The sequence below is a fragment of the Janthinobacterium sp. C22 genome (assembly GCF_057919405.1).
The window spans coordinates 2,636,352-2,661,704 of sequence record NZ_CP193659.1 but is presented as its reverse complement, the minus strand read 5'-3'; the positions used below and the strand labels follow the sequence as shown (position 1 = coordinate 2,661,704).

27 protein-coding genes and 1 tRNA gene are annotated in these 25,353 nt (G+C 61.3%); 3 read left to right on the top strand and 25 right to left on the bottom strand.

Annotated elements, in window-relative coordinates; translation table 11 throughout:
- Position 1: 1 nt before the first annotated feature.
- The 16 genes from ACRHIG_RS12345 to rpsO form a co-directional block, all read right to left on the bottom strand.
- A complete protein-coding gene (locus ACRHIG_RS12345) occupies positions 2 to 1,255 on the bottom strand; it encodes an NADH-quinone oxidoreductase subunit D (RefSeq protein WP_010399731.1) in 1,254 nt (417 codons plus the stop codon).
- The gene (locus tag ACRHIG_RS12340; RefSeq protein ID WP_489630314.1) at positions 1,255 to 1,848 is read right to left on the bottom strand and encodes an NADH-quinone oxidoreductase subunit C; all 594 of its coding nucleotides are present in this window, start codon (positions 1,846 to 1,848) and stop codon (positions 1,255 to 1,257) included. Before ACRHIG_RS12340 ends, ACRHIG_RS12345 begins: the two co-directional genes overlap by 1 nt.
- A gap of 17 nt (positions 1,849 to 1,865) precedes the next feature.
- Complete coding sequence (locus ACRHIG_RS12335; protein ID WP_010399733.1) at positions 1,866 to 2,342, bottom strand: NuoB/complex I 20 kDa subunit family protein; 477 nt, start codon at positions 2,340 to 2,342, stop codon at positions 1,866 to 1,868.
- A 3-nt stretch (positions 2,343 to 2,345) separates the two neighbouring features.
- Entirely contained in the window at positions 2,346 to 2,705 is a 360-nt protein-coding gene (locus tag ACRHIG_RS12330; RefSeq protein WP_010399734.1) for an NADH-quinone oxidoreductase subunit A, read from the bottom strand.
- A 176-nt stretch (positions 2,706 to 2,881) separates the two neighbouring features.
- Positions 2,882 to 2,966, bottom strand: a tRNA-Leu gene (locus tag ACRHIG_RS12325).
- Positions 2,967 to 3,157: 191 nt separating this feature from the next.
- Positions 3,158 to 3,562: a preprotein translocase subunit SecG gene (gene secG, locus ACRHIG_RS12320; protein WP_034749996.1), complete on the bottom strand. Its 405-nt coding sequence runs from the start codon at positions 3,560 to 3,562 to the stop codon at positions 3,158 to 3,160.
- 28 nt (positions 3,563 to 3,590) lie between these two features.
- Positions 3,591 to 4,340 carry a triose-phosphate isomerase gene (gene tpiA / locus ACRHIG_RS12315; RefSeq protein WP_489630313.1) on the bottom strand — a complete coding sequence of 250 codons (750 nt, stop codon included), beginning with the start codon at positions 4,338 to 4,340 and terminating at the stop codon, positions 3,591 to 3,593.
- 73 nt (positions 4,341 to 4,413) lie between these two features.
- Entirely contained in the window at positions 4,414 to 5,394 is a 981-nt protein-coding gene (locus ACRHIG_RS12310; RefSeq protein WP_489630312.1) for an NAD(P)H-quinone oxidoreductase, read from the bottom strand.
- A gap of 69 nt (positions 5,395 to 5,463) precedes the next feature.
- Positions 5,464 to 6,072 carry a tetratricopeptide repeat protein gene (locus tag ACRHIG_RS12305; protein WP_475415387.1) on the bottom strand — a complete coding sequence of 203 codons (609 nt, stop codon included), beginning with the start codon at positions 6,070 to 6,072 and terminating at the stop codon, positions 5,464 to 5,466.
- A 60-nt stretch (positions 6,073 to 6,132) separates the two neighbouring features.
- Positions 6,133 to 6,894: a GIN domain-containing protein gene (locus ACRHIG_RS12300; protein ID WP_475415388.1), complete on the bottom strand. Its 762-nt coding sequence runs from the start codon at positions 6,892 to 6,894 to the stop codon at positions 6,133 to 6,135.
- A 108-nt stretch (positions 6,895 to 7,002) separates the two neighbouring features.
- Entirely contained in the window at positions 7,003 to 7,212 is a 210-nt protein-coding gene (locus tag ACRHIG_RS12295) for a hypothetical protein (protein ID WP_489630311.1), read from the bottom strand.
- Positions 7,213 to 7,366: 154 nt separating this feature from the next.
- Complete coding sequence (locus ACRHIG_RS12290) at positions 7,367 to 9,313, bottom strand: methyl-accepting chemotaxis protein (protein ID WP_489630310.1); 1,947 nt, start codon at positions 9,311 to 9,313, stop codon at positions 7,367 to 7,369.
- Positions 9,314 to 9,456: 143 nt separating this feature from the next.
- Positions 9,457 to 9,753: a hypothetical protein gene (locus tag ACRHIG_RS12285; protein WP_489630309.1), complete on the bottom strand. Its 297-nt coding sequence runs from the start codon at positions 9,751 to 9,753 to the stop codon at positions 9,457 to 9,459.
- Between the two features lie 9 nt (positions 9,754 to 9,762).
- Positions 9,763 to 10,458, bottom strand: coding sequence for a hypothetical protein (locus ACRHIG_RS12280; RefSeq protein ID WP_489630308.1), 696 nt, complete (start codon positions 10,456 to 10,458; stop codon positions 9,763 to 9,765).
- Between the two features lie 206 nt (positions 10,459 to 10,664).
- Positions 10,665 to 12,782 (bottom strand): polyribonucleotide nucleotidyltransferase, encoded by a 2,118-nt coding sequence (pnp, locus tag ACRHIG_RS12275; RefSeq protein ID WP_071322777.1) that lies wholly within the window; start codon positions 12,780 to 12,782, stop codon positions 10,665 to 10,667.
- A gap of 220 nt (positions 12,783 to 13,002) precedes the next feature.
- A complete protein-coding gene (rpsO, locus tag ACRHIG_RS12270) occupies positions 13,003 to 13,272 on the bottom strand; it encodes a 30S ribosomal protein S15 (RefSeq protein WP_010399743.1) in 270 nt (89 codons plus the stop codon).
- Between the two features lie 185 nt (positions 13,273 to 13,457).
- On the opposite strand from rpsO, the gene bamE reads away from it, so the two are divergent.
- On the top strand, positions 13,458 to 13,955 hold the full coding sequence (gene bamE / locus ACRHIG_RS12265; protein WP_489630307.1) for an outer membrane protein assembly factor BamE domain-containing protein: 498 nt from the start codon (positions 13,458 to 13,460) through the stop codon (positions 13,953 to 13,955).
- A gap of 76 nt (positions 13,956 to 14,031) precedes the next feature.
- Here the strand turns inward: bamE and ACRHIG_RS12260 are convergent, their stop codons facing one another.
- The 9 genes from ACRHIG_RS12260 to ACRHIG_RS12220 form a co-directional block, all read right to left on the bottom strand.
- Positions 14,032 to 15,576 (bottom strand): 2-isopropylmalate synthase, encoded by a 1,545-nt coding sequence (locus ACRHIG_RS12260; protein ID WP_489630306.1) that lies wholly within the window; start codon positions 15,574 to 15,576, stop codon positions 14,032 to 14,034.
- A gap of 48 nt (positions 15,577 to 15,624) precedes the next feature.
- Positions 15,625 to 16,476 (bottom strand): CDP-diacylglycerol--serine O-phosphatidyltransferase, encoded by an 852-nt coding sequence (pssA, locus tag ACRHIG_RS12255; RefSeq protein ID WP_086136413.1) that lies wholly within the window; start codon positions 16,474 to 16,476, stop codon positions 15,625 to 15,627.
- A gap of 157 nt (positions 16,477 to 16,633) precedes the next feature.
- Entirely contained in the window at positions 16,634 to 17,389 is a 756-nt protein-coding gene (locus ACRHIG_RS12250) for an SIMPL domain-containing protein (RefSeq protein WP_489630305.1), read from the bottom strand.
- Positions 17,390 to 17,522: 133 nt separating this feature from the next.
- Positions 17,523 to 18,290 (bottom strand): SIMPL domain-containing protein, encoded by a 768-nt coding sequence (locus ACRHIG_RS12245; RefSeq protein WP_489630304.1) that lies wholly within the window; start codon positions 18,288 to 18,290, stop codon positions 17,523 to 17,525.
- Between the two features lie 205 nt (positions 18,291 to 18,495).
- The gene (locus ACRHIG_RS12240; RefSeq protein WP_489630303.1) at positions 18,496 to 19,734 is read right to left on the bottom strand and encodes an MFS transporter; all 1,239 of its coding nucleotides are present in this window, start codon (positions 19,732 to 19,734) and stop codon (positions 18,496 to 18,498) included.
- 164 nt (positions 19,735 to 19,898) lie between these two features.
- Entirely contained in the window at positions 19,899 to 20,501 is a 603-nt protein-coding gene (locus tag ACRHIG_RS12235; RefSeq protein WP_489630302.1) for a hypothetical protein, read from the bottom strand.
- Positions 20,459 to 21,475 (bottom strand): ketol-acid reductoisomerase, encoded by a 1,017-nt coding sequence (gene ilvC / locus ACRHIG_RS12230; RefSeq protein WP_034750044.1) that lies wholly within the window; start codon positions 21,473 to 21,475, stop codon positions 20,459 to 20,461. Before ilvC ends, ACRHIG_RS12235 begins: the two co-directional genes overlap by 43 nt.
- 74 nt (positions 21,476 to 21,549) lie before the next feature.
- Positions 21,550 to 22,041 (bottom strand): acetolactate synthase small subunit, encoded by a 492-nt coding sequence (ilvN, locus tag ACRHIG_RS12225; RefSeq protein WP_010399754.1) that lies wholly within the window; start codon positions 22,039 to 22,041, stop codon positions 21,550 to 21,552.
- Position 22,042: 1 nt separating this feature from the next.
- Positions 22,043 to 23,773, bottom strand: a complete 1,731-nt coding sequence (locus tag ACRHIG_RS12220) for an acetolactate synthase 3 catalytic subunit (protein WP_489630301.1) — start codon at positions 23,771 to 23,773, stop codon at positions 22,043 to 22,045.
- A 495-nt stretch (positions 23,774 to 24,268) separates the two neighbouring features.
- Between ACRHIG_RS12220 and ACRHIG_RS12215 the strand changes: the two genes are divergently transcribed.
- Both ACRHIG_RS12215 and ACRHIG_RS12210 read left to right on the top strand, forming a co-directional pair.
- Positions 24,269 to 24,838: an RNA polymerase sigma factor gene (locus ACRHIG_RS12215; RefSeq protein ID WP_034779551.1), complete on the top strand. Its 570-nt coding sequence runs from the start codon at positions 24,269 to 24,271 to the stop codon at positions 24,836 to 24,838.
- On the top strand, positions 24,835 to 25,239 hold the full coding sequence (locus tag ACRHIG_RS12210; protein WP_475415401.1) for a DUF3619 family protein: 405 nt from the start codon (positions 24,835 to 24,837) through the stop codon (positions 25,237 to 25,239). The genes ACRHIG_RS12215 and ACRHIG_RS12210 overlap by 4 nt, the downstream gene beginning before the upstream one ends.
- Positions 25,240 to 25,353 lie beyond the last annotated feature (114 nt).

The following is a 25,353-nucleotide window of genomic DNA, read 5'->3' as shown; positions in this document are numbered from 1 at the left end:
CTTAGCGGTCAATACTGCCGAACACGATATCTTGCGTCCCGATGATGGTCACGGCGTCGGCAAGCATGTGCCCACGCGCCATCTCGTCGAGCGACTGCAAGTGGGCGTAGTCTGGCGCGCGCAGTTTCATGCGGTACGGCTTGTTGGCGCCATCGGACACCAGGTACACGCCGAACTCGCCCTTCGGATGTTCCACGGCGCTGTAGGCCTCGCCTGGCGGCACGTGGAAACCTTCCGTGAACAGCTTGAAGTGGTGAATCAGCGATTCCATGTTGGTCTTCATGTCGACGCGGCCCGGAGGCGCCACCTTGCGGTTGCTGGTCATGACAGGACCTTCATTGTTGCGCAGCCACTCCACGCATTGCTTGATGATGCGGTTCGACTGGCGCAGCTCTTCCACGCGGACCAGGTAGCGGTCGTAGCAATCGCCGTTGGTGCCGATAGGAATGTCGAAATCCATCAGGTCGTACACTTCGTACGGCTGTTTCTTGCGCAAGTCCCACTGCACGCCCGAGCCGCGCAGCATGGCGCCCGTAAAGCCCATGGCCAGCGCATCTTCCGGCGAGACCACGCCGATGCCGACGGTACGCTGTTTCCAGATACGGTTGTCGGTCAGCAATGTTTCGTACTCGTCCACGGAATTCGGGAAGCGACGCGCGAAGTCTTCGATGAAGTCCAGCAGGGAACCCTGGCGGTTTTCATTCAGCTTGGAAATCGCCTTGGCGTTGCGGATGATCGAGGCCTTGTGCTGCGGCATCGCGTCCGGCAGGTCGCGGTACACGCCGCCCGGACGGTAGTAGGCCGCGTGCATGCGCGCGCCCGATACCGCCTCGTAGGCGTCGAACAAGTCTTCGCGGTCGCGGAAGCAATACAGGAACGGGCCCATGGCGCCAACGTCCAGCGCGTGGGTGCCGAGCCACATCAGGTGGTTCAGGATGCGCGTCATCTCGTCGAACATGACGCGAATGTATTGCGCGCGCAGGGGCACTTCCAGGCCCAGCATCTTTTCGATGGCCATCACGTACGCGTGTTCATTGCACATCATCGACACATAGTCGAGACGGTCCATGTACGGCACGGATTGCAGGTAGGTCTTCTGTTCGGCCAGCTTTTCGGTGGCGCGGTGCAGCAGGCCGATATGCGGGTCGGCGCGCTGGATGACTTCGCCATCCATCTCCAGCACCAGGCGCAGCACACCGTGCGCGGCCGGATGCTGCGGCCCAAAGTTCAGGGTGTAGTTCTTAATCTCAGCCATTATTTCATCCCGTAATGTTCTTCGCGGATCACGCGCGGCACGTTTTCCCGCGGCTCGATCGTCACGGGCTGGTAAATCACGCGCTTTTGTTCCGGATCGTAACGCATCTCGACATAGCCGGAGACGGGGAAATCCTTGCGGAACGGATGGCCGATGAAACCGTAGTCGGTCAGCAGGCGGCGCAAGTCGTTGTGGCCTTCGAAGAGGATGCCCAGCAGGTCGAACGCTTCGCGCTCGTACCAGTTGACGGCGCGCCAGATGCCGACCACGGAGGGCAGCAGCGGCATGTCGTCGTCCGGCGCGAACACGCGCACGCGCACGCGCCAGTTGTGCTTGACCGACAGCAAGTGCGACACGGCCGCGTAACGCAGGCCATCCCAGCTGCCGTCGCCATAGGTCGAGTAGTCGACGCCGCACAGATCGATCAATTGCTCGAAATGCAGGGCCGGATCGTCGCGCAGGGTCTGCATTACGGCCAGGTAGTCCTCGGCCTTGACCTGCAAGGTGACTTCGCCCAGCGCAACCGTCGTGCTAACGCGATCGCCCAGGGCAGTGCCGAGGGCGTTTTGCAATACTTCTAAATGTGTTGTCATAATCTGAAGCGACCCGGTTAGCGTGCGATCGTGCTGGTACGCTTGATCTTGTTCTGCAACTGCATGATGCCGTACAGCAAGGCTTCAGCGGTCGGAGGACAGCCAGGCACATACACGTCGACGGGCACGATGCGGTCGCAACCGCGCACCACGGAATAGGAGTAATGGTAGTACCCGCCACCATTGGCGCAGGAACCCATCGAGATGACCCAGCGTGGCTCTGCCATCTGGTCGTAGACCTTGCGCAGGGCCGGCGCCATCTTGTTGCACAGGGTACCGGCAACGATCATGACGTCGGACTGACGCGGCGACGGACGAAACACGACGCCGAAACGGTCCATATCGTAGCGGGCTGCGCCCACATGCATCATTTCGACCGCACAGCAGGCCAGACCGAACGTCATCGGGAACATAGACCCGGTGCGCGCCCAGTTGATCAGCTTGTCGGCCGAGGTGGTGATGAAACCTTCGCTTAATACGCCTTCAATAGCCATGGCTTATTCCCAGTCAAGGGCACCTTTCTTCCAAATGTACCAAAATCCGACCACGAATTCAGCGATGAACACCATCATCGTGACGAAACCGGCCCAGCCCAGGTCGCGCATTGCAACGCCCCATGGGAAAAAGAATGCCGTTTCCAGATCGAACAAAATAAACAGGATTGCGACCAGATAGTAGCGCACATCGAATTTCATGCGCGCGTCTTCGAATGCTTCAAAACCACATTCGTACGGGGAGAGTTTTGCTGCGTCAGGCTTGTTAGGGCCTAACAGGCGCCCCAGGAGCTGGGGAGCGATACCGACACCGAGGCCGATAATAATGAACAGCAGGACGGGGAAGTAATTTTCGAGGTTCACGATTGATGAGCTTATATTGAACGATCGGTTAAATGAGGACGCTGCGATCATTTGCAGCGTATCTAACGCACGACCCCAATCAAAGCTAAGACCAGGATCGAACGACACATCCTCGTAAAAAAGCCAGCAACTTTGTACGAGCCATGGCTCGTGCGCCGTTGCTGGCTTCTGATTTCTGGTGCCGACGACGAGACTCGAACTCGTACAGCTTGCGCCACTACCCCCTCAAGATAGCGTGTCTACCAATTTCACCACGTCGGCGGTAAGGCCCGTATTCTACTCTGCTTTGGCGCTAAAGTTAATGCACAAATGCATCAAAACACAGATAAAAACGATAAATTTTTACATCTTCCAGCGCGTCACGATTTTTTCCTGCCGCGCTGCTAAAACATTGAGCAATAATCTGCCCGTAATGAGAATTACTCTCGATGAGGCATCGAGTTCCTGCAGAATTACTTCGGAATCGCGCCGGCCGGGGTGCTGGCGACCGGTGCCGCCGCTGCCGGAGCGCTGGCTGCCGGAGCTGCCGCAGGCACCGTCGTCGGGATCGCGCCCGCGCCCGTGACCGGCACCGGCTTGACGACCTTGTCCATCACGCCGCCGCCCACCGTGGTGGCGCGCTGATTGGCCATCAGCGACAGGGCCAGCGTGGCGCCGAAGAAGATCGCGGCGGCGACGCCCGTCGATTTCGACATGAAGTTCGACGAACCCGTCGCACCGAACAGGCTGCCCGAGGCGCCCGAACCGAAGGCGGCGCCCATATCGGCGCCCTTGCCGTGCTGCAGCAACACCAGCGCGATAATCGACAATGCCGAAATAACCTGTACTACCACTACCAGATTGAACATCATGTTCATTGCAATTCCATTCTCAGTTTAAATTAATTCAATCGGCGGCGTGAATAATCGCCAGGAAATCCGCCGCCTTCAATGCTGCTCCACCGATCAGACCGCCATCGATATCCGGCATCGCCATCAATTCTTTTGCGTTCTCCGGCTTCATGCTGCCGCCGTACAGGATCTGCACGCCGGCGGCCGCTACCGCATTCTTTTCTGCCAGCTGGGCGCGCAATACCTGATGCACGTCCTGCGCCATTTGCGGCGTGGCCGTCTTGCCCGTGCCGATGGCCCAGACCGGCTCATAGGCCAGCACCAGTTTCGCCACGTCGTCGGCGGAAATCGCCGCCAGCACGGCGCCCAGTTGCTGCTCCACCACGGCATTGGTCTGGCCCGCTTCGCGCTGCGCCAGGGTCTCGCCGATGCAGACGATAGGCACGATGCCCGCCGCCAGCGCGGCAACCGTCTTGGCCGCCACCTGCGCATCGGTCTCGCCGTGGTAGGCGCGGCGCTCGGAATGCCCGATCACCACATAGCCGCAGCCGAAATCCTGCAGCATGGCGACCGAGATTTCGCCCGTGTAGGCGCCGCTGGCATGCGCGGAAACATCCTGCGCACCCCAGCCGAGCGCCGTGCCCGCCAATTGCGCCTGGCACTGCGCCAGGTAGGGCGCGGGCACGCAGACGGCGCTGGCGGCGCCAGAGGCGGTCAAGCCAGCAACTATTTCAGACAATAACACCGCGTTCGAGGTGCGACTGCCGTTCATTTTCCAATTTCCGACGACGAGTTTGCGACGCATAGTAGCCTAAATTCTTAATAACCCGTCATTCTAACTCCGGCACCGATGCCGGTCAAACAGGCAGTGCCCCGTTTCAGGCAACTTGCAACATGATCTTGCCCACGTGCGTGCTCGCTTCCATCAAGGCATGCGCCTCGTTGGCTTTTTCTAACGGGAAAGTTTGATGGATCACGGGCTTGATCTTGCCCGCTTCGATCAGCGGCCAGACGGTCGTGCGCAGGTGGTGCGCGATGGCCGCCTTGAAGGCGACGGAACGGGGACGCAAGGTGGAGCCTGTCACCGTCAGGCGACGGCGCAGCAAGGCACCCAGGTCCAGCTCCGCCCTGGTGCCGCCCTGCACGGCGATCAGGCCGATGCGGCCATCGTCGGCCAGGCAATCGATTTCGCGCGGCAGGTAGTCGCCGCCCACCATGTCGAGGATGACGTCGACGCCTTTACCGGCGGTCAATTCCTTGACGACGGCGACGAAGTCTTCCGTGCGGTAATTGATACCCCGTTCGGCGCCCAGCGCCTCGCAGGCGCGCGCCTTCTCGTCGCTGCCGGCCGTGGCAAACACGCGGTGACCGAGCGCGGCCGCCAATTGAATGGCCGCCACGCCGATGCCCGAGGTGCCGCCCTGCACCAATAACGTTTCACCGTCCGCCAGCGCGCAGCGGTCGAACACATTGCTCCAGACGGTAAAGAAGTTTTCCGGCAAAGACGCACCTTCCAGCGCCGTCAAGCCCTTGGGCAAGGGCAGGCACTGGCCGGCGGGTGCGGCGCAGTATTCGGCATAGCCGCCGCCCTGCACCAGCGCGCAGACCAGGTCGCCCTTCTTGAATCCGGTATTGGCAAAGTCGCCATCGACGACTTCGCCCGCCACTTCCAGGCCAGGCAAGTCCGAGGCGCCGGCTGGCGGCGCATATTTGCCCAGGCGCTGCAGCACGTCGGGGCGGTTGATGCCGGCCGCGTGCACCTTGATCAGCAGTTCGCCCGCCTTATATTGCGGCATGGGACGTTCGGCGATCTGCAAAACGTCGGCGGGACCTGGCTGGCTGATGGCAACTGCACGCATGGCGGGACTCTTTCAAGGGGAAACGGCGATTGTACGCCAAGCCGTCCACCCTTGCAGGGAGGGTCCCTCCTAAGCGCCGCCCGTCTTCGACTGGCGCGGCAAGGGCGTGCCCGGCTTCCATTTCGCCGACAGGGCCTGCCCTTCCTCGACTTGCTCATGCGTCATCTTGCGCACCACGGCGGCGCGCTGGTCGGCCGCATTCGCGTTGCCATTCGCGGCCGCCAGGTTCCACAGCATGTAGGCGATGACATTGTCCTGCTGCACGCCGCCCATGTGATAGCGGTACATCAGGCCCAGCACCTGCTGCGCCTCGGCATGGTTCTGCTCGGCCGCCTTGCGGAACCAGCTGACGGCCTGCTTGTGGTCTTGCAGCACGGCGTTGCCCGTGTAATACATGGCGCCCACCACGTACTGGGCGTCGGCCTTGCCCTGCTCGGCCGCCTTGCGGTGCCAGAACATCGCTTGCTTGTAATCCTGCGGCAAGCCCCGTCCCATGTAATACATCAAGCCCAGCAAGTGCTGGGCATCGGCATTGCCGGTCTTCGCAAGGGGCAATATTTCCTTATAAGCCAGCGCGTAATTCTTGTTGTTGTAGGCGCTGGCGCCTTCGACGAAGCCAGCCCGCGCGGGTAGCTGTATCGTCAACAGCATGAGTAATGTAATGATCAGTTTTTTCATCGGAATGGGATGTGGTCTGACTGCTTTTTCTTTTCCTATCCTGCCCAAGGCAGGAGCCCCTTACTTCCAGCTAACTTTGCCCAGGCCCTCGACGCTGACGTCGCGGTTGGCCGGCTTGCCGTACACCACCACCGAACCGAGTCCGCTCAGGTTCAGCTTGGCATTCGTATGGGCATTCACCGTGGCATTGCCCAGGCCGCTCAATTCCAGGTTGACGGCATCGACTTCGAACTGTTGCGCATTCAGGCTGCCCAGGCCGCCCAGGCTGGCCTTCAGCATGCGCCCGCGTCCGCCCAGCACCACGGAACCGGCGCCCTGCAAGTCCAGCTCCGCGCGCTCATTGTTGCCGATCCAGAGCTGCATGCTGCCCACGCCGCCCAGGCTGGCATTGAGCTTGCGGTAGTCGCCCACCAGCTTGATGCTGCCCGCCCCTTCCAGCGACAGGGTCAGTTCCTCGCCCTTGAAACCCGTGATGTCGGTGCTGCCGAAGCCTTCCGAACTCAGCTCGCGCAAGTTCGGCAAGACCAGGTCGGCGCGGATCGACGTGGGGCCGAGCTTGAAGCCGCGCACTTCCGTTTCGATGTGCAGCGTGTCACCGCTTTGCGCCGTGCTGACATCGGCGATATAGCGCTTGTCGGCAGTGATGCTCAGCGAAGGCACGTTGCCCTGGCGAATGCGCACTTCCATCACGCCATCGAGCTTGACGCGCACCACGCGGGCGTCGACGTTGCGCATTTCCAGCAAGCGGGTCTCGGCGGCCACGCCGCGCACCAGGCCCAGTGTCGCCAGGAACAGCAGCGCCAGTTGCAGTATCTTTTTCATGTAGTGCATCCTCGGTATCTTGTTTTTATGTATCTGGTCGTCCGCCTGGGGAGACCGGCATTGCATCGCGCCTTGCACTCTAGCAGCGCGGAAAATGACTGGCAATGATTATGCGAAACGGGCTTTCTCGGCGGCGCTCAGGCGCCTGGCCTTGACCACCACCACTTGCATGGCAGCCTTGTTCGCTGGCGCGGTCAGGCTGGCCGTGGAACTGGCCACTTGCAGGGCCGGGGCGGCCGGAGCGATGGCGTAACAGCCGGCGCCGAGCAGGATGGCGGCGGCAACGGCAATGATTTCCATGTTTTTAGCGACGTTCATGTTGTTCTCCTCGGGTGTCTGGCAGTGGGCTTGCGGTATGGTGTCACTATAGCCATACCGCTCCCGGCCGGCACGCCGATTGCGACGAACTGCGCTTTTGGCAGGCTGGCCTGACAAAAACGCGGATGAACGCGCAGATCGCTACGCTTGCAGCTTAAAACTCTTCCCACTCGTCGGCGCCGGACTTGGCCGCCTTGACGGGCTTGACCGGCGACAGCGCGCGGGCCGGCGCGCGTGGCGCCGGAGCAGCCGGCTTCGCCTTGAGGCGCGTCACGGGCGCGGGCGCGGCGGCAGGGCCGGCATCGCCCAGGCGGAACATGCCGACGGCTTGCGCCAGATCCACGGCCTGCTCCTGCAGGCTTTCCGCCGCGGCCGCCGCCTGCTCGACGAGGGCGGCATTCTGCTGTGTCATGGTATCCATGTGCGTGACGGCCGTATTGATCTCGCCGATGCCGGCGCTCTGTTCGCGGCTGGCCACCGTGATTTCGCTCATGATGGTCGTCAATTGCTGCACCGAGGCCACCACCTGATCCATGGTCTGACCCGCCTCATCGACGAGGCGGCCGCCCGCATCGACCTTCTCCACCGAGTCGCCGATCAATTCCTTGATTTCCTTCGCCGCGCCAGCGGAGCGTTGCGCCAGGTTGCGCACTTCGGACGCCACCACGGCAAAGCCCCTGCCCTGCTCGCCCGCGCGCGCCGCCTCGACGGCCGCGTTCAGGGCCAGGATATTCGTCTGGAAGGCGATGCCGTCGATCACGCCGATGATGTCGACGATCTTGCGCGAGCTTTCCTGGATGCCTGCCATGGTGCCCACCACCTGCTGCACCACGCGCCCGCCCTTGGCCGCCACTTCCGAAGCGGACACGGCCAATTCGTTGGCCGCATGCGCGTTTTCCGCGTTCTGCTTGACGGTCGAGGTCAGCTCATCCATCGAACTGGCCGTTTCTTCCAGCGCGCCCGCCTGCGCTTCCGTGCGCGAGGACAGGTCGGCGTTGCCGGCGGCAATATCGGCCGACTCGCTTCGCACCAGGGTGCTGATGCTGCGGATCTGCACCAGCACGGTGGCGATCTTTTCGACGAACAAGTTAAAGGCCTTGGCGATCTGCGCCAGCTCGTCCGTGCCTTGCGCATCAAGGCGGCTGGTCAGGTCGCCGTCACCCGTGGCGATCGCTTCCATCGCATCGCGCACCAAGCCGAGGCGGCGCAAGGCGCGCGCCACCAGCACGCTCAGTACCGTGGCGGCCAGGGCCAGCACAAGCAAGGCCGTCAGTGCCGAGGCGCGCAGCATGGAGCTCAAGGCTTGCGTCGCTTCCGTACGGTCGAGCACGGTCGCCAGCAGCCAGTCGCTGCCTGGAACCTTACTCACATGCAAGATGCCGTCGCGCCCGTCCAGGCGGATGGCGGCGCCGTCGCCGCTCTTTTCGATATCGGCCAGCGCCTGCGCGCTCAGGCCTGGATCGAGCTCGGCCAGCGGCTTCAGCGTCAGCTTGCCGTCCGGATGGGCGATGATCTTGCCGCCGCCATCGACGAGGAAGGCATAGCTGGCCGCCGTCGGCTTGATCGAGGCGACGTTTTGCACCACCGCATCCATCATCACGTCGGCCGCCATCACGCCCGTCACGCTGCCCTTGCCGCCCAGCGGCTCGGCGAACGTCACCACCAGCTTGCCCGTGCTGGCGCCGATATACGGCGCCGTAATGATGGGGCCGCCCACTTCGGACGCCAGCTTGTACCAGGGCCGCGCCGTGGGATCGTAGTCGGCGGCGCGCTTGCGCTCCTGCGAGAAGACGGCGTGCTTGTCGGCAAAGCCGATATACGCCATGTCGAACGTGCCTGCCTGCTCGGCCGCCTTCAGGGCCGGCAGCGGATCGGCCGCCGTGGCGCCCTGCTTGAGCGAGCCCACGACGGCTTGCTTGGAACGCAGCCATTCGGCGATGGCTTGCGCATGACTGTGCGACAACTGCAGCATCTGCGTGTCGAGCGCGGCCAGGGTGCTTGAACGCGTGGTGAAGAAATTGGCGATGGCGACGGCCAGCATGGCCAGCACGACGATGGAAACGGCGATGGCGATCAGCCGCGCCTTAAGGGAGGACAACATGGTGCATCCAATAAAAAAGAGAAAATCGGGAGGGATGCGCCATGGTCGGGGAATAAGAATTTGTCGTCAAGCAATACCGACTATCGATTACCCATAAACAACAATTGATACCTTATATTAACTATACATTAATAAAATATTAACTATATCTCGCCGCGCAGCTTGCGCAGAGCCGGCGATTCGCCACCCGTCGCCTCGATGCGGAAGCGGGCAAATGCCTGTTCCAGCTCGGGGTACCGGCGCAAGCCGCCTTCCGTAAAATAGCGCCCGCCGGGGATATCGCCCCACGGCAGCGGCGCGCTCAAGGCACCGCTGCCAGCCAGGGCCAGCAGCGGCTCGAGCGCGCTGCGCAGGTCGGCCACCTCGCCGTCGGCGGGCGCCAGGCGGGCCAGCAACTGCTCCAGTTCCGCGGCATGGGCTTGCAAACGCTGCTGATCCATCATCTCTCCTCAATTCTTGATCGTGCCGATCAGCACGGGTGCCGACCACAGACTACGGTTGGGCAATAAATACTGCTGCGCCCCACCCTTGCGCCGTACCAGCCCGCCCAGCTCTTCCGTCGGCGCCACCTCGCTGACGAATACGTTGACGGTGCCCTTGGGCATGATCTGATACACATCATACAGCGGCGCCTCGCTCTTCAAGGGCAAGCCGAAACAGTCGGCCAGGGTGGCGCAGCGGCCAGAAGCCAGCTGCAATTGCGCGCTGGTAGTGAAATACGGCGAATACGGCGACACATTCTGGCCATGCGGCACGATTTTTACCAATGCGGCTGACATGGCTTGCAAGTCGGGCACGGTGCTGCCGGAAGCGAGCTGCTCGACCGCCCGCGCATAGATGGTGTCGGCCGAGGCGGCAGGATCGGCGGCGCGCAGCTCGCGCAGGAACTGCTGTCCCGGCCCGCTCTCGAGGTAGGCGTCGATTGCGTCCCGCGGCAAGCCCGCCGTCCTGAACGTGCTGAGGTCATTGATTTCGCGCGCATGCACGGCGCGCAAGGCGTCAAGGTCTTGCGCCGGCATGGACGCGGACGCGGCGGCGATGGGGATGGGCAACGGCACCGGCGTGGGTACGTTGTCCAGCTGTGCCCGGACGCCGGGCGCGACGGCAAGCAGAAAGGCGGCGGCCAGCCCGCAGAATGTGCGCATGCTGCATCTCCTTGGAAGACTCGTTCGAGGGAAAGTCCCACTCCGAATCTACAAGGCGCGACGGCGGCCGATACGCGCTGGATCAAGGCCGGTGCATGCGTCGGCACACACCTTCGATACAGCGCAAGCGATATGCATAAAAAAACCGCCAGGGCTTGCGCACCGGCGGTTGTTGAGCATGCGGCCGAGGCCGCAGTCAGTCTGACTTAAGCGGCTGGCGCTTCGTTGCCTTCTGCAGCTTTCATCGACAGCTTCAAGCGGCCGCGGTCGTCCGTTTCCAGCACTTTGACGCGCACCAGCTGGCCTTCTTTCAGGTAGTCGGCAACGGCGTTGACGCGCTCGTTGGCGATCTGCGAGATGTGCAGCAAGCCGTCCTTGCCTGGCATGACTTGCACGATGGCGCCGAAGTCCAGCAGTTTCAGCACGGTGCCTTCGTAGGTCTTGCCCACTTCGACGGAAGCGGTCAGTTCTTCGATGCGGCGCTTGGCTTCCTGGCCGGCTTGCGCGTCGACGGAAGCGATGGTGACCACGCCTTCGTCGCTGATGTCGATCTGGGTGCCCGTCTCTTCGGTCAGCGCGCGGATCACGGCGCCGCCCTTGCCGATCACGTCACGGATTTTTTCCGGGTTGATCTTGATGGTGATCAGACGCGGTGCGAAATCGGACAGTTCGGTTTTGACGTGCGGCATGGCTTTTTGCATTTCGCCCAGGATGTGCTCACGGCCTTCCTTGGCTTGCGCCAGTGCCACTTGCATGATTTCCTTGGTGATGCCCATGATCTTGATGTCCATCTGCAGCGCCGTGATACCGTTGCGGGTACCGGCCACCTTGAAGTCCATGTCGCCCAGGTGATCTTCGTCGCCCAGGATGTCGGACAGCACGGCAAACTTGCCGCCTTCCTTGATCAGGCCCATGGCGATACCGGCCACGTGCTCTTTCATCGGCACGCCGGCGTCCATCAGTGCCAGGCAGCCGCCGCACACGGAAGCCATCGACGAGGAGCCGTTCGATTCCGTGATTTCCGATACCAGGCGCACCGAGTAGCTGAACTCTTCGGCGGCTGGCAGGGCGGCGATCAGCGCGCGCTTGGCCAGGCGGCCGTGGCCGATTTCGCGGCGTTTCGGCGTACCGACACGGCCCGTTTCGCCGGTGGCGAACGGAGGCATGTTGTAATGCAGCATGAACGAATCGGTGAACTCGCCCATCAGCGCGTCGATCTTCTGGCTGTCGCGGGCTGTGCCCAACGTTGCCACGACCAGCGCCTGCGTTTCGCCGCGCGTGAACAGGGCCGAACCGTGGGTGCGTGGCAGCACGCTGGTGCGGATCGAGATCGGACGCACGGTGCGCGTGTCGCGGCCGTCGATGCGTGGCTCGCCATCCAGGATCTGCGTACGCACGATTTTCGCTTCGATGTCGAACAGGATGTTGTTCACTTCCGCGCTGTCGATCGACGCGCCGCCGGCGGCAGCCGCTTCGGCCGACAGGTCGGCGATCACTTCCGACGTTGCCGCCTTCAGCTTGGCCGTACGTTCCTGCTTGTCCTTGGTTTGATACGCGTCATTGATCTTGGCGTTGGCGAAATGCGCGACGCGGGCGATCAGTGCTTCGTTCTTCGGCGCAGGCGCCCATTCCACTTCCGGCTTGCCGCCGTCACGCACCAGGTCGTGAATCGCGTCGATGACGACTTTCATCTGGTCGTGGCCGAAGACCACGGCGCCCAGCATGATTTCTTCGGACAGCTGTTTCGCTTCCGATTCGACCATCAGCACGGCCGTTTCGGTACCGGCGACAACCAGGTCCATTTCCGACGTTTTCAGTTGCTGGACGGTCGGGTTCAGGATGTACTGGCCGTTGGCGTAGCCGACGCGCGCGGCGCCGATAGGACCGTTGAAAGGCACGCCCGACACGCACAGGGCGGCCGATGCGCCGATCATGGCGGCGATGTCCGGATCGATTTCAGGGTTGACCGACAGCACGTGAATGATGACTTGCACTTCATTCAGGTAGCCTTCCGGGAACAGCGGACGGATAGGACGGTCGATCAGACGCGATGTCAGTGTTTCTTTTTCGGAAGGACGGCCTTCGCGCTTGAAAAAACCGCCCGGGATTTTACCGGCAGCATAGGTTTTCTCGACATAATCAACCGTCAAAGGGAAGAAATCCTGGCCTGGCTTGGCATCTTTGCGTGCCACCACCGTTGCCAGAACGACGGTATCTTCGATCGACACCAGCACTGCGCCGGATGCCTGACGAGCGATTTCGCCGGTTTCCAGGGTCACTTGATGTTGACCGTACTGGAAGGTTTTCGTAACTTTGTTAAACATGGGGTATCCCTTTTCTAATTGCCGACAGATTTTCAGGGGCTGTCGTTCACCTCACCACAGGCGGCGGAAACACCGTTGCCGCCTTTACTACTTTACTTTTAAAACATGATATCGGTAGAGAATACTGTACTTCTCGACATAAATCCGGAATTCAAATGACAAAATGCCCGCGTCAGCGAACTGGCGCAGGCATTTCTGTATAAACCTTGTACGGCAAAAATTACTTGCGCAGACCAAGTTTAGCGATCAGGTCGCGATAACGGGTAGCGTCTTTAGCCTTCAGGTAGGACAACAGGCTCTTACGACGGTTGACCATCATGATCAGGCCGCGGCGGGAGTGGTGATCTTTCGAGTGGGCTTTGAAGTGGCCGTTCAGTTCGTTGATGCGAGCTGTCAGCAGTGCAACTTGCACTTCAGGGGAGCCGGTGTCGTTTTGACCACGTGCGTTGTCCGCGATGATAGCGGCTTTGTTGATGTTTTCTACTGTCATGATAAACCTTTCACATGCGGTGCACAGAGTCTGAACCCTATCCACCGTGAACTACGATTATTAAAATACTGGCCTAGGCTTCCAACCAGACGCGCAAGTATATCGGAAAAATGCCCGCCTGTATCCTGCCGTGCGCGCTTTTCTCGGTGCATGATAGGGTTTTCCTGCATTTCAGGAGGTCAAACATGAAAAAACTGCTCAAATTAGCAACGCCGCTGCTGTTTGCCGCGCTGACCGGCTGCGCCAGCTGGAACGTCCCGCCGCCGCAGCCGGGTGAGCCGCGCGCCGCCGTGGAAGCGCGCCTGGGCCGTCCGACGAATATCTATCAGCTGCCCACGGGGCCGGAACTCGAATACGCGACGGGGCCGTACGGCCAGTACACATATATGGCCCGCTTCGGTCCCGACGACAGGTTGATTTCCTACGAACAGGTGCTCGACACGCCAGGCTTTGCCCGCATCAAGGTAGGCGTATCGACCCAGCAAGACGTGCTGCACATCCTGGGGCGCCCGACGGAAACATCCTACCTGCCGCTGCCCAAGCTCCACGTCTGGTCCTACCGCTACAAGGAATCGGGCGTGTGGGATTCCATGATGCACGTGCACTTCGACCACGACGGCATCGTGCGCATGATGATGAACGGGCCCGATCCGGCCAAGGAAGAGCGCCGCTTTTTCTGGTGACGAGCGTCTTGCACCAAGACTAGCGCCTATCCCAAATGCAAATTCTGGGGTCAGACCCGGCGGGTCTGACCCCGGCTTACGGCTGCGGGTCGATGCGCTCGTCTTTCGCGTGTAATTTATTCAGCGCCGACAAATACGCCTTGGCCGACGCGACGATGATGTCGGGGTCGGCGCCCACGCCGTTGACGATGCGCCCGTCGCGCGACAGGCGCATGGTGACTTCGCCCTGCGACTGCGTGCCCGTGCTGATGGCATTGACGGAGAACAAGACCAGTTCCGCGCCGCTGGCGGCCGCGCTTTCGATGGCGTTGACGGTGGCGTCGACGGGGCCGTCGCCCCGCCCTTCGCAGCTGCGCTGTTCGCCGCCGACGAGAAATTCCACGCGCGCATGGGGCACGGCGCCCGTCGTCGATTGCTGCGTCAGGGAAATGAAACGGTAGTGCTCACTCTCCTGCGCCTGCTGCTCCTCGCTGACGAGGGCCATGATATCTTCGTCGAAGATCTCGGATTTGCGGTCCGCCAGCTCCTTGAAACGCAGGAAGGCGGCGTTGACTTCTGCTTCGGAGTCGAGCGCGATGCCCAGCTCGTGCAGGCGCTGCTTGAAGGCGTTGCGGCCCGACAGTTTACCGAGGACGATCTTGTTGGCCGTCCAGCCCACGTCTTCGGCGCGCATGATTTCATACGTCTCGCGCGCCTTTAAAATGCCGTCCTGGTGGATGCCGGACGCGTGCGCAAAGGCATTCGCGCCCACGACGGCCTTGTTCGGCTGCACGGCAAAGCCCGTGATCTGCGACACCATTTTCGAGGCGGCCACGATTTGCGTCGTATCGATACCCACCGTCAGGTTGTAATAGGCGGCGCGCGTGCGCAGCGCCATCACCACCTCTTCCAACGCCGTATTGCCGGCCCGCTCGCCCAGGCCATTGACGGTACACTCGATCTGCCGCGCGCCGCCGATCATGACGCCGGCCAGCGAATTGGCCACAGCCAGGCCCAGGTCGTTATGACAATGGACAGACCAGATGGCTTTATCGGAGTTCGGTATGCGTTCGCGCAAGCGCTTGATGGTATTGCCGAAGATTTCAGGCACGGCATAGCCCACCGTATCGGGGAAATTGATGGTGGTGGCGCCCTCGGCGATCACGCCCTCCAGCACGCGGCAGAGGAAATCCTCGTCCGAGCGGCTGCCGTCTTCGGGGCTGAATTCGATGTCGTCCGTGAACTGGCGCGCGTAGCGCACGGCGTTCTGCGCCTGCAACAAGACTTCCTCGGGCGTCATGCGCAGCTTCATCTGCATGTGCAGCGGCGAGGTGGCGATAAAGGTGTGGATGCGCTTGCGTTCGGCTGGCGCCAGCGCTTCGGCGGCGCGGGCGATGTCGCGGTCGTTGGCGCGCGACAGCGAACAGATGGTCGATTCGCGCACGGCGCCGGCAATCGCCCGTATCGACTCGAAGTCGCCCTGCGAGGCGGCGGCAAAGCCCGCTTCGATCACGTCGACCTTCATGCGCTCGAGCTGCTTGGCGATGCGCAGCTTTTCCTCGCGCGTCATGGAAGCGCCCGGCGATTGCTCGCCGTCGCGCAGGGTGGTGTCAAAAATGATGAGTCGGTTGCTGGTGTTCATGGCTGCTCCTGGCTGGCTGAAGACTGGCGACGCTACCGACTCGGCGCATCAATGCTCGGGGTCGGTCTGGATGATGCTGACGGGCTTGCCCTTCGCCATGCGCCAGAAAAACACGGCGTAGCCGGACAGGCCATAGGCGACGAAAATCGGGAACAGCACTTTCGGCGGGTCGATGGAAATGAGCGCGAAGAACAATGCCAACAGGAATACCACGATGAAAGGCACGGACTTGCGGAAATTCACATCCTTGAAGCTGTAGAACGGCACGTTGGTGACCATGGTCAGGCCGGAGAACAGGGCGATCGTCCACGACACCCAGGCCAGCTGGTTGCCGGCAAATTCCAGGTCGTTCATCAGCAGGATGAAACCGGCCACCATGGCGGCCGCCGCCGGGCTGGGCAAGCCCTGGAAGAAGCGCTTGTCGACCACGGCGATGTTCGTGTTGAAGCGGGCCAGGCGCAGGGCGGCGCCGGCGCAATACACGAAGGCGGCCAGCCAGCCCAGCTTACCCATGCCGCGCAGCGACCATTCGTAGATCACCAGCGCCGGCGCGGCGCCGAACGACACCATGTCGGACAGGCTGTCGTACTGGGCGCCGAATTCGCTCTGCGTATTCGTCAGGCGCGCGATGCGGCCATCTAGGCCGTCGAGGATCATGGCGATGAAGATGGCCCAGGCCGCGTGTTCGAACTTCTGGTTCATGGCCATGACGATGGCGTAGAAGCCGCAAAACAGGGCTGCCGTCGTGAAGGCGTTCGGCAACAGATAGATGCCGCGGCGGCGCAAGGTTTTCTTGCCAGTGCCATCGGTCACCGGCTGGCGCACGAATTTACTGAAGCGGGACGCTTTGGATGCTGCGGGAGTGCCGTTCTTGCCTCTACGACGGGGGAAGTTTGCCATGTTGTTCCATATCTTGTGTACTGCAGGGGATTCGGTGCCAGATGGCAGGCGCAAGACTGTCACGGCGTGCGCCTGCCGATGTTGCCATTATAGAGGAGCCGCCGCCAAAGAAAAGCGCGGCGGCGTCAAGCCGGCAATATTGACACCAATACTAGCCTTATTTGAACTTGACCTTGGCCACCAAGCCCATGTTGAGGGTCGTTTCGCCCGGTTCGAAGCTCGGTTCGGCCACCTGGCTGCCGCCATAGCCCATGGAATCGGCGCTCATGGCGCGCGCGCCTGCCACGTTGGCGCGCTGCGCATAGTTGCCCGAACCTTCGAAATCGATGGTATCGATCACGGCGTCATTGACGTTGCGGCCCATGGCGCCGGCGATGGCGGCCACGCGCTCATTGAGGTTCTTGTACGCGGCGGCGATGCGCTGGTCGTCGAGCTTGCGCACGGTGGCGGGTGCCAGGCCGAAATTCAGGCGGTTCAGGGTCAGCACGCCTTGCGCTGCGGAAACGGTTTTCGGCAAGGCGGCCAGGTTGGTCGTCGTCACCTGCAGGTACTGGCCCACGCGCCAGCCCGTCGGCACCCTTGGCTTGGCGGAGACGCCCGGCGGCAAGGGCGCCGTTTCAGGGTACACGGCATACGTGTAATAGCCCTGGGTCTTCAGCACGGCTTGCGGGTCGGCTTTCTTGACGATGGCCGTGCCCTGGTTCATCTTCTGGTTCACGCGCGAGGCGGCGGCGGCCTTGTCCTTGTCCTGCTCTTCGATGGCCAGGGTGACGGTCACCTGGTCGTTCGCATGCACCACTTCGCCGTTGGCCGGCACCACCACGAGGGTGCCGGCGGTGGGCAAGGTCTGGGCGTGGGCGCCCAGGGCTACGGCAGCGGCGGCTGCGGCCAGCAGCGATTTCATGACGGTCATGGTGTTCTCCTGAAAATAATGGGGCAAAAACGACCATGGGGCCAACAGCCCCATGATTTTTAAAACATGCTAACGCGGCAATCTTCCCGCCGCATTGATCAGCTTACTTCAGCTTACTTCAGCTTACTTCAGCTTACTTGAACTTGACCTTGCCGACGACACGCATGTCGAGCGTGGTTTCGCCCGGCTCGAAGCTCGGTTCGGCGACGGTGCTGTCTTCGGCCATCTTGGCGCTACGCATCATCATCGGCGCGGCGGCAGGACGGCTTTCCGTGGCGTAGTTGCCCGAACCTTCGAAGTCCACCGTATCGAGCACGGCGTCGGAGACGTTGCGGCCCATGGCCTTGGCGATGGCGGCCACGCGCTCGTTCAGGTTTTTATAGGTGGCGGCGATGCGCTGGTCGTCCAGCAAGCGGATGGTTTCCGGCTTCAGGCCGAAATTCAAGCCATTCAGGGTCAGCACGCCTTGCGCCGCCGACACGGTTTTTGGCAAGGAGGCCAGGTTGGCCGTCGTCACTTCCAGGTACTGGCCGACGCGCCAGGCCGTTGGCAAACGCGGCTTGGCCACGGCGCCGGCTGGCAATGGGCGCTCTTCCGGGTACACGGGATAGGTGTAGTAGCCGTACGATTTCAGGGCCGCCGACGGATCGGCCTGCTTGACGATGGCGATACCCTTGTTCATCTTCTGGTTGACTCTCGACGCGGCGGCAGCCTTGTCCTTGTCCTGTTCTTCGACGGCCAGGGTAGCGACCACCTGGTCATTGACATGCTTGACTTCGCCAAATGCGGGGACCACCACCAGGGTGCCGGAAGTCGGCAAGGTTTGAGCTTGTGCGTGGGCTTGCGCGCTCAGGGCAACGGTGGCTGCGGCGGCAACAAGGACGGATTTCATCACGGTCATGGGGTACTCCTAGGTAGTTAATGTGGCTGACAGCCCGCGAAGGGGAGGCTTTTGCCATCCCTTTCGCCTGAGAAACTTGTCAAACTGTGTAGATTCTAACGCCTCATTCATTCCTGTGGCGCAAATTAACAAATCGTCACAAAATGTGCTTGGCAGTCACATCTGCTCACATTTCAACACACTGCCATTTCAAATAACAATGTTATTAGTGACCCAGCACCGCGCCGCCGCTGCGCCGGCCCGGCTTGAAACTGTGGCGGTGCGCGCACCAGGCGATGGTCAACGCCACCAGCAGCAAGGCCAGCATGGCCCACGGGAACGACGCCGCGCCATAGCCGTCGAGCAGCATGCCGCCCGCCAGGCCGCCGCCCGCGATGGCCACGTTCCAGATGGTCGCCACCATCGCTTGCGCCACGTCCATGCCGTCACCGGCCGCGTCCGCCGACGCCGTCTGCAGCAAGGTGCCGGCGCCGCCAAAGGTGATGCCCCAGATGGCCATGCTGACATAGATCACGGCGGGCGAGTCCATCGCCAGGCCCAGCGCCACCATCACGAAGGCAAAGGCGGCGATGCAGCCCAGCACGAGCGGGCGCAGCCAGCGGTCGATCAGCTGGCTGACCAGCCAGATGCCGGCCAAGGAGCCCACGCCATACACGAGCAGTACCAGGTCGACGCGGGGGCGCAAGCCGGACGGCGCCAGGAACGGCGCGATATACGTATATAAAATGTTATGCGCCAGCATCCAGGCGACGATCACCGCCAGAATCGGCCGCACGCCCGGCGTCATGAACACCTGGCGGATCGACAGGCGTTCGCCCTGCTTTTGCCCCGGATAATCGGGCACGGCCAGCAACACCCACGCGACCAGCACCACGGCCAGGCCGGACATGATGCCGAAGATGCTGCGCCAGCCCAGCACGCCGCCCATCAGGGTGCCCAGCGGCACGCCCAGCGACAGGGCCAGCGGCGTGCCGATCATGGCGATGGCCATCGCCCTGCCCTGCTGCTCGACGGACACCATGCGGCGCGCGTAACCGGCCATCAAGCCCCAGGCCAGACCGGCGGCCATGCCCGTCACGAAGCGCGACACCAGGGCGACGAGGTAGTTGGGCGCCAGGGCCGTCGCCGTATTGAAGATCAAAAAGCCGATGATGGCCAGCAACAGGACATTGCGCCGGCGCCAGCTGCTCGTCAGCGCCGTCAGGGGAATCGCCGTCAATATGGAACCGATGGCGTACACGGTGACCAGCTGGCCCGTCATGACTTCGGAAATATTGAGGTCCTTGGCAATCTGCGGCAGCAAGCCGGCCGGCAAGGTTTCCGACAGGAGGGCGAGAAACGCCGTCATGGCCAGGGCCAGCAAGGCCAGCACGGGAAGCCGTTCGGAAATGGAAGATTCGGCAGTGCCCGGCATGGGCACTGCGGCGGTGATGCGGTCGGTCATAGGGGTCCTTCAGATTGCGCAAGCGGCTGATCAACCAGCGCCTGGCGTGCTACAAAAGCGGTGATGCGCGTTGCGGTCGGCAGATACCGAAACAGATGCAGTCCACAGGAAACTGCAAAGGAAGGGCGGAATTGTAAAGCAAACGCAGCAAAAGCGTGCGCACCTCAAGCTGGCGTCATGCAGGCATCATTGGCCGCCTTGCGCGGCGAAAACCAGGCATTCGATTTCGGACTGTACAGGAAGGCGCAGGTGACGGCCAACATGAGCGCACCAGGCAAGACGTTCATCTTCAGCGGCAAGGTCGCCAGACAGAACGCAATGTCGATCACGCCCCACACCAGATAGACGGTGCGCGCGCCACGCTGCCTTTGCAGCATGGCCAGGGCTGTCACCAGGGTCAGGCCCAGGCTGAAGAGCATCATCACGTATTGCGCCTCGACGGGAATCGCGCCGTGTGTCATCCCGGCCAGCATGGCGGGATCGTTGCGGCCAAGGTAAGCCGAGGCCAGCGATAACAACGAGCTGAGGATCAGAAACCAGCAGCTGATGGCAACCGAGATGGGGCGCTTGACCGCATGAAGATTCCCTACAAAAACTTTAGAAAAAACAAGCATGGTGCTGACGGTATGGTTGAATGGGCCTGATTGTAACGGATGTTGGCGGCCAAACGCCTGCACATAAAAAAGCCGGCTTGCGCCGGCTTCCTGTAAAGAACGGTAAATGCTTAGTTCTTCGACTGGTCGACCATCTTGTTCTTCGCGATCCAAGGCATCATGGCGCGCAGTTTCGCGCCCACTTCTTCGATCTGGTGCTCGGACGTCAGACGGCGGCGCGAGATCAGGGTCGGTGCGCCTGCCTTGTTTTCCAGGATGAAGCTCTTCGCGTATTCGCCCGTTTGAATGTCTTTCAGGCATTGACGCATCGCATCCTTGGTGGCCGACGTCACGACCTTAGGACCGGTCACGTATTCGCCGTATTCGGCGTTGTTCGAGATCGAGTAGTTCATGTTGGCGATGCCGCCTTCATAGATCAGGTCGACGATCAGCTTCAATTCGTGCAGGCACTCGAAGTACGCCATTTCAGGCGCGTAGCCCGCTTCCGTCAGGGTCTCGAAACCGGCCTTGATCAGTTCCACGGCGCCGCCGCACAGCACGGCCTGTTCGCCGAACAAGTCGGTTTCGGTTTCTTCACGGAAATTCGTTTCGATGATGCCGGCACGGCCGCCGCCGTTGGCCGAGGCGTACGACAGGGCGATGTCGCGGGCGATGCCCGATTTGTCCTGGTACACGGCGATCAGGTGGGGCACGCCGCCGCCCTGGGTGTAGGTGGCGCGCACGGTGTGGCCCGGCGCTTTCGGCGCGACCATGATCACGTCCAGGTCGGCGCGTGGCACGACTTGACCGTAATGCACGTTGAAGCCGTGGGCGAAGGCCAGCACGGCGCCTTGCTTGGCGAACGGCGCGATGTTTTCGTTGTAGACCTGGGCGATGTTTTCATCCGGCAGCAAGATCATGATGACGTCGGCCGCTTTCACGGCGTCGTTGACTTCCGCCACTTTCAGGCCCGCTTGCTCGACCTTGGTCCACGAAGCGCCGCCCTTGCGCAGGCCGACGGTGACGTTGACGCCCGAATCGTTCAGGTTTTGCGCGTGCGCGTGGCCTTGCGAACCGTAGCCGATGATGGCGACGTTTTTGCCTTTGATCAAGGAGAGGTCAGCGTCTTTGTCGTAAAAAACTTTCATGGTATTTCCTATAATTTGATGATGCGTTGTTGTTTTAAATGCGGCCCGCGGGCCGCGTAGTGCTACTTATATTTTTATACTTTGAGGATGCGTTCGCCGCGGCCGATGCCGGAACCGCCCGTGCGGACGGTTTCCAGGATGGCGGCGCGGTCGATCGAATCGATGAACGCGTCGAGCTTGACCTTGTTGCCGGTCAGTTCGATCGTGTACGTCTTTTCCGTGACATCGATGATGCGGCCACGGAAGATATCGGCGGTGCGCTTCATTTCCTCGCGCTCCTTGCCCACGGCACGGACCTTGATCAGCATCAACTCGCGTTCGATATGCTGGCCTTCGGTCAGGTCCACCACCTTGACTACCTCGATGAGGCGGTTGAGGTGCTTGGTGATCTGCTCGATGATGTCATCCGAACCGCTGGTGACGATGGTCATGCGCGACAGGGTCGAGTCTTCCGTCGGCGCCACCGTCAATGTTTCGATGTTGTAGCCGCGTGCCGAGAACAGGCCCACCACGCGCGACAGGGCGCCCGCTTCGTTTTCCAGCAAGACAGAAATAATATGGCGCATATTAGAGATCCTCCGAACCGAGCATCATTTCGGACAGGCCCTTGCCGGCTTTCACCATTGGCCACACGTTTTCAGACTGGTCGGTAATGAAGTTCATGAATACCAGCCTGTCTTTCATGCCAAACGCCTCTTTCAGGGCGCCGTCGACGTCGCCCGGTTTTTCAATTTTCATGCCCACGTGGCCGTATGCTTCCGCCAGCTTCTCGAAGTCGGGCAGCGAATCCATGTACGACTCGGAGTAGCGCGAACCGTAATCGATTTCCTGCCACTGGCGCACCATGCCGAGGAAACGGTTGTTGAGCATGATGATCTTTGGCGTCAGGTGGTATTGCTTGCACGTGGCGAGCTCCTGGATGCACATCTGGATCGAGCCTTCGCCGGTAATACAAGCGACGGTGGCGTCCGGATTGGCCATCTGCACGCCCATGGCGTACGGCAAGCCGACACCCATGGTGCCCAGGCCGCCGGAATTGATCCAGCGGCGCGGCTTGTCGAAACCATAATATTGCGCGGCCCACATCTGGTGCTGACCCACGTCGGACGTGATGAAAGCGTCGCCCTTGGTGATCTGGAACACTTTCTCGACCACCGCTTGCGGCTTGATGACCAGGTCGGACGTTGGATATTTCAGGCATTCGCGGCCACGCCATTCGGCGATCTGCTTCCACCAGTTGCTCAAGGCATTGACGTTCGGCTTGGCTTCGGCCGCGTCGAGTTGCGCGAGGAACTCGATCAGCACATCCTTGACGTTGCCGACAATGGGGATATCGACCTTGACGCGCTTGGAAATCGACGATGGATCGATGTCCACGTGGATGATCTTGCGCGGATGCGAGGCGAAATGTTTCGGGTTGCCGATCACGCGGTCATCGAAACGGGCGCCGATGGCGATCAGGACGTCGCAGTTCTGCATCGCCATGTTCGCTTCATAGGTGCCGTGCATGCCGGGCATGCCGACATACTGCTCGCTCGAGGCGCGGTAGCCGCCCAGACCCATCAAGGTGTTGGTGCACGGGAAACCCAGGCGGTCGACCAGCTTGTTCAGCTCGGCCGAGGCATTTGCCAGGATGACGCCGCCGCCCGTGTAGATCATCGGGCGTTCGGCTTGCAGCAGCAGCTGCACGGCCTTGCGGATCTGGCCCGAATGGCCCTTGTCGACGGGACGGTAGGAACGCATCTCGACTTCCTTCGGATAGTCAAAGTTGCATTTGTGCATGCTGATATCCTTGGGGATATCGACCAGCACGGGTCCCGGACGGCCGGTACGGGCGATGAAGAAGGCTTTCTTGATCGTCGCTGCCAGGTCCTTGACGTCCTTGACGAGGAAGTTGTGTTTGACGACGGGGCGCGTGATGCCGACCGTGTCGCATTCCTGGAACGCATCCTGCCCGATGGCGTGGCTCGGCACCTGGCCGGAGATCACGACCATGGGAATCGAGTCCATGTAGGCGGTCGACAGGCCCGTGACGGCATTCGTGACGCCCGGACCGGACGTGACGATGGCGACACCGACCTTGTTCGAGCTGCGCGAATAGGCATCGGCGGCGTGGATCGCGGCCTGCTCGTGGCGTACCAGGATATGCTGGAATTTGTTTTGCTGGAAGATGGCGTCGTAGATGTAGAGTACGGCTCCGCCCGGGTATCCAAAGACGTGCTCGACGCCCTCTTCAGCCAGACAGCGCACGACTATTTCTGCGCCGGTAATGGGTCCTGCTGCTGCTTCGGTATTCATGAAACATTCCTTTCAAGGTCCATTGGAGATTGATCGGATGTTCTTTCCTGACGAGGTACGCCTAACGCAACAGTGCTCCTGCTTCCCTTTTCATGCGGTCACGCAATTTCTTTGGGCACCCATAGATACCTTACAAAACAACGCTTAACGCAACTCGTTTGGCTGGAGTTTCTGTGGCGCCTGTACGAACCGCTCGCGCTTGTGGCGCGGGTTAGAACAAACTGCCTACAAATGAAAGCGCGTCTTGTCGCGGATGGCCTTGTGTGCCGGTCGCGACCTGACCATAGGGCTTTGGGGTGTTCAAAGCGTCCCATACGTTATCGCGTTGCACCATGATGGTCAAGGAAAATGTCGGCCTCGCTGCATTTTTGCCCGCACAACGTGCAAAAACCCTGCGGAAACGCACATTTTTTGCTAGCATGCACGGGGTTGCAAAAAGCATACCCGCCCCCATTCGCCCACCGCACCCCGCAGCCGCTAAGATCCCCATACCGCATGGCAACAGACAAAGAATTATCCGACTTTCTAGAAAATGTCGAGCGGCGCGCTTTCAAGCAGGCCGCCTACGCGGTCCGCAAGGAAGAATCGGCACTCGACATCGTGCAGGATGCCATGATCAAGCTGGCCGAGAAATACGGCGACAAGCCGGCCGCCGAGCTGCCGATGCTGTTCCAGCGCATCTTGCAGAACACCATCCTTGATTATTTTCGCCGCGAAAAAGTTCGCAACACCTGGGTCAGCCTGTTTTCCGGCATGAAGCCCTCGGGCGACGAACATGAGGATTTTGATATACTTGACACCTATGAATCGGAACAGGGCTCCAGCGCCGCCGAATCGTCGGCCGACCAGGTCGAACGCGCGCAAATCCTTGATTTGATTGATGCAGAGGTACAAAAACTGCCCTCACGTCAACGCGAAGCCTTCCTCATGCGTTATTGGCAGGACATGGATGTGGCTGAAACAGCGGAAGCGATGGGTTGCTCCGAAGGTAGCGTGAAAACACATTGCTCTAGAGCTACCCACACGCTCGCCGAATCGCTGAAAGCCAAGGGAATTAAATTATGAACACCGACGATCTCAATTTCGCTTACAAAGTGCGCCATGCACTGAACGAAAAACTCGACGAGCTGCCCGCATCGGCCACCGATCGCCTGGCAGCGGCACGCAAGCTGGCCCTGTCGCGCAAGAAGGCGGACGCGCCCGCCGCCGTCACCGTGCGCCAGAATGTGTTCGCCGGCGTGGCCAGCAGCCTGTTCGTCGAGCCGCTGTCGTGGCTGGGCCGCATGAGCGTCATCATCCCCCTGCTGCTGCTGGTCGGCGGCCTGGTGGGCATCTATCAGTTTGAGCAGGAACAACATATTGCCGAACTGGCAGAAATCGACGCCGCCGTGCTGTCCGACGAATTGCCGCTCTCCGCGTACATGGACCATGGCTTCAACGCCTACCTGACGAAACGCGAGCAATAATGGCACGCACGAGCGTACGCAAAGGCTGGCTGGCCGGCGGCATCGGCCTGGGCGCCTGCGCCCTGGCCGGCGCCGCCTGGGTAGGCGCGCAGCAACATCCCGCTCCCGCCGCCC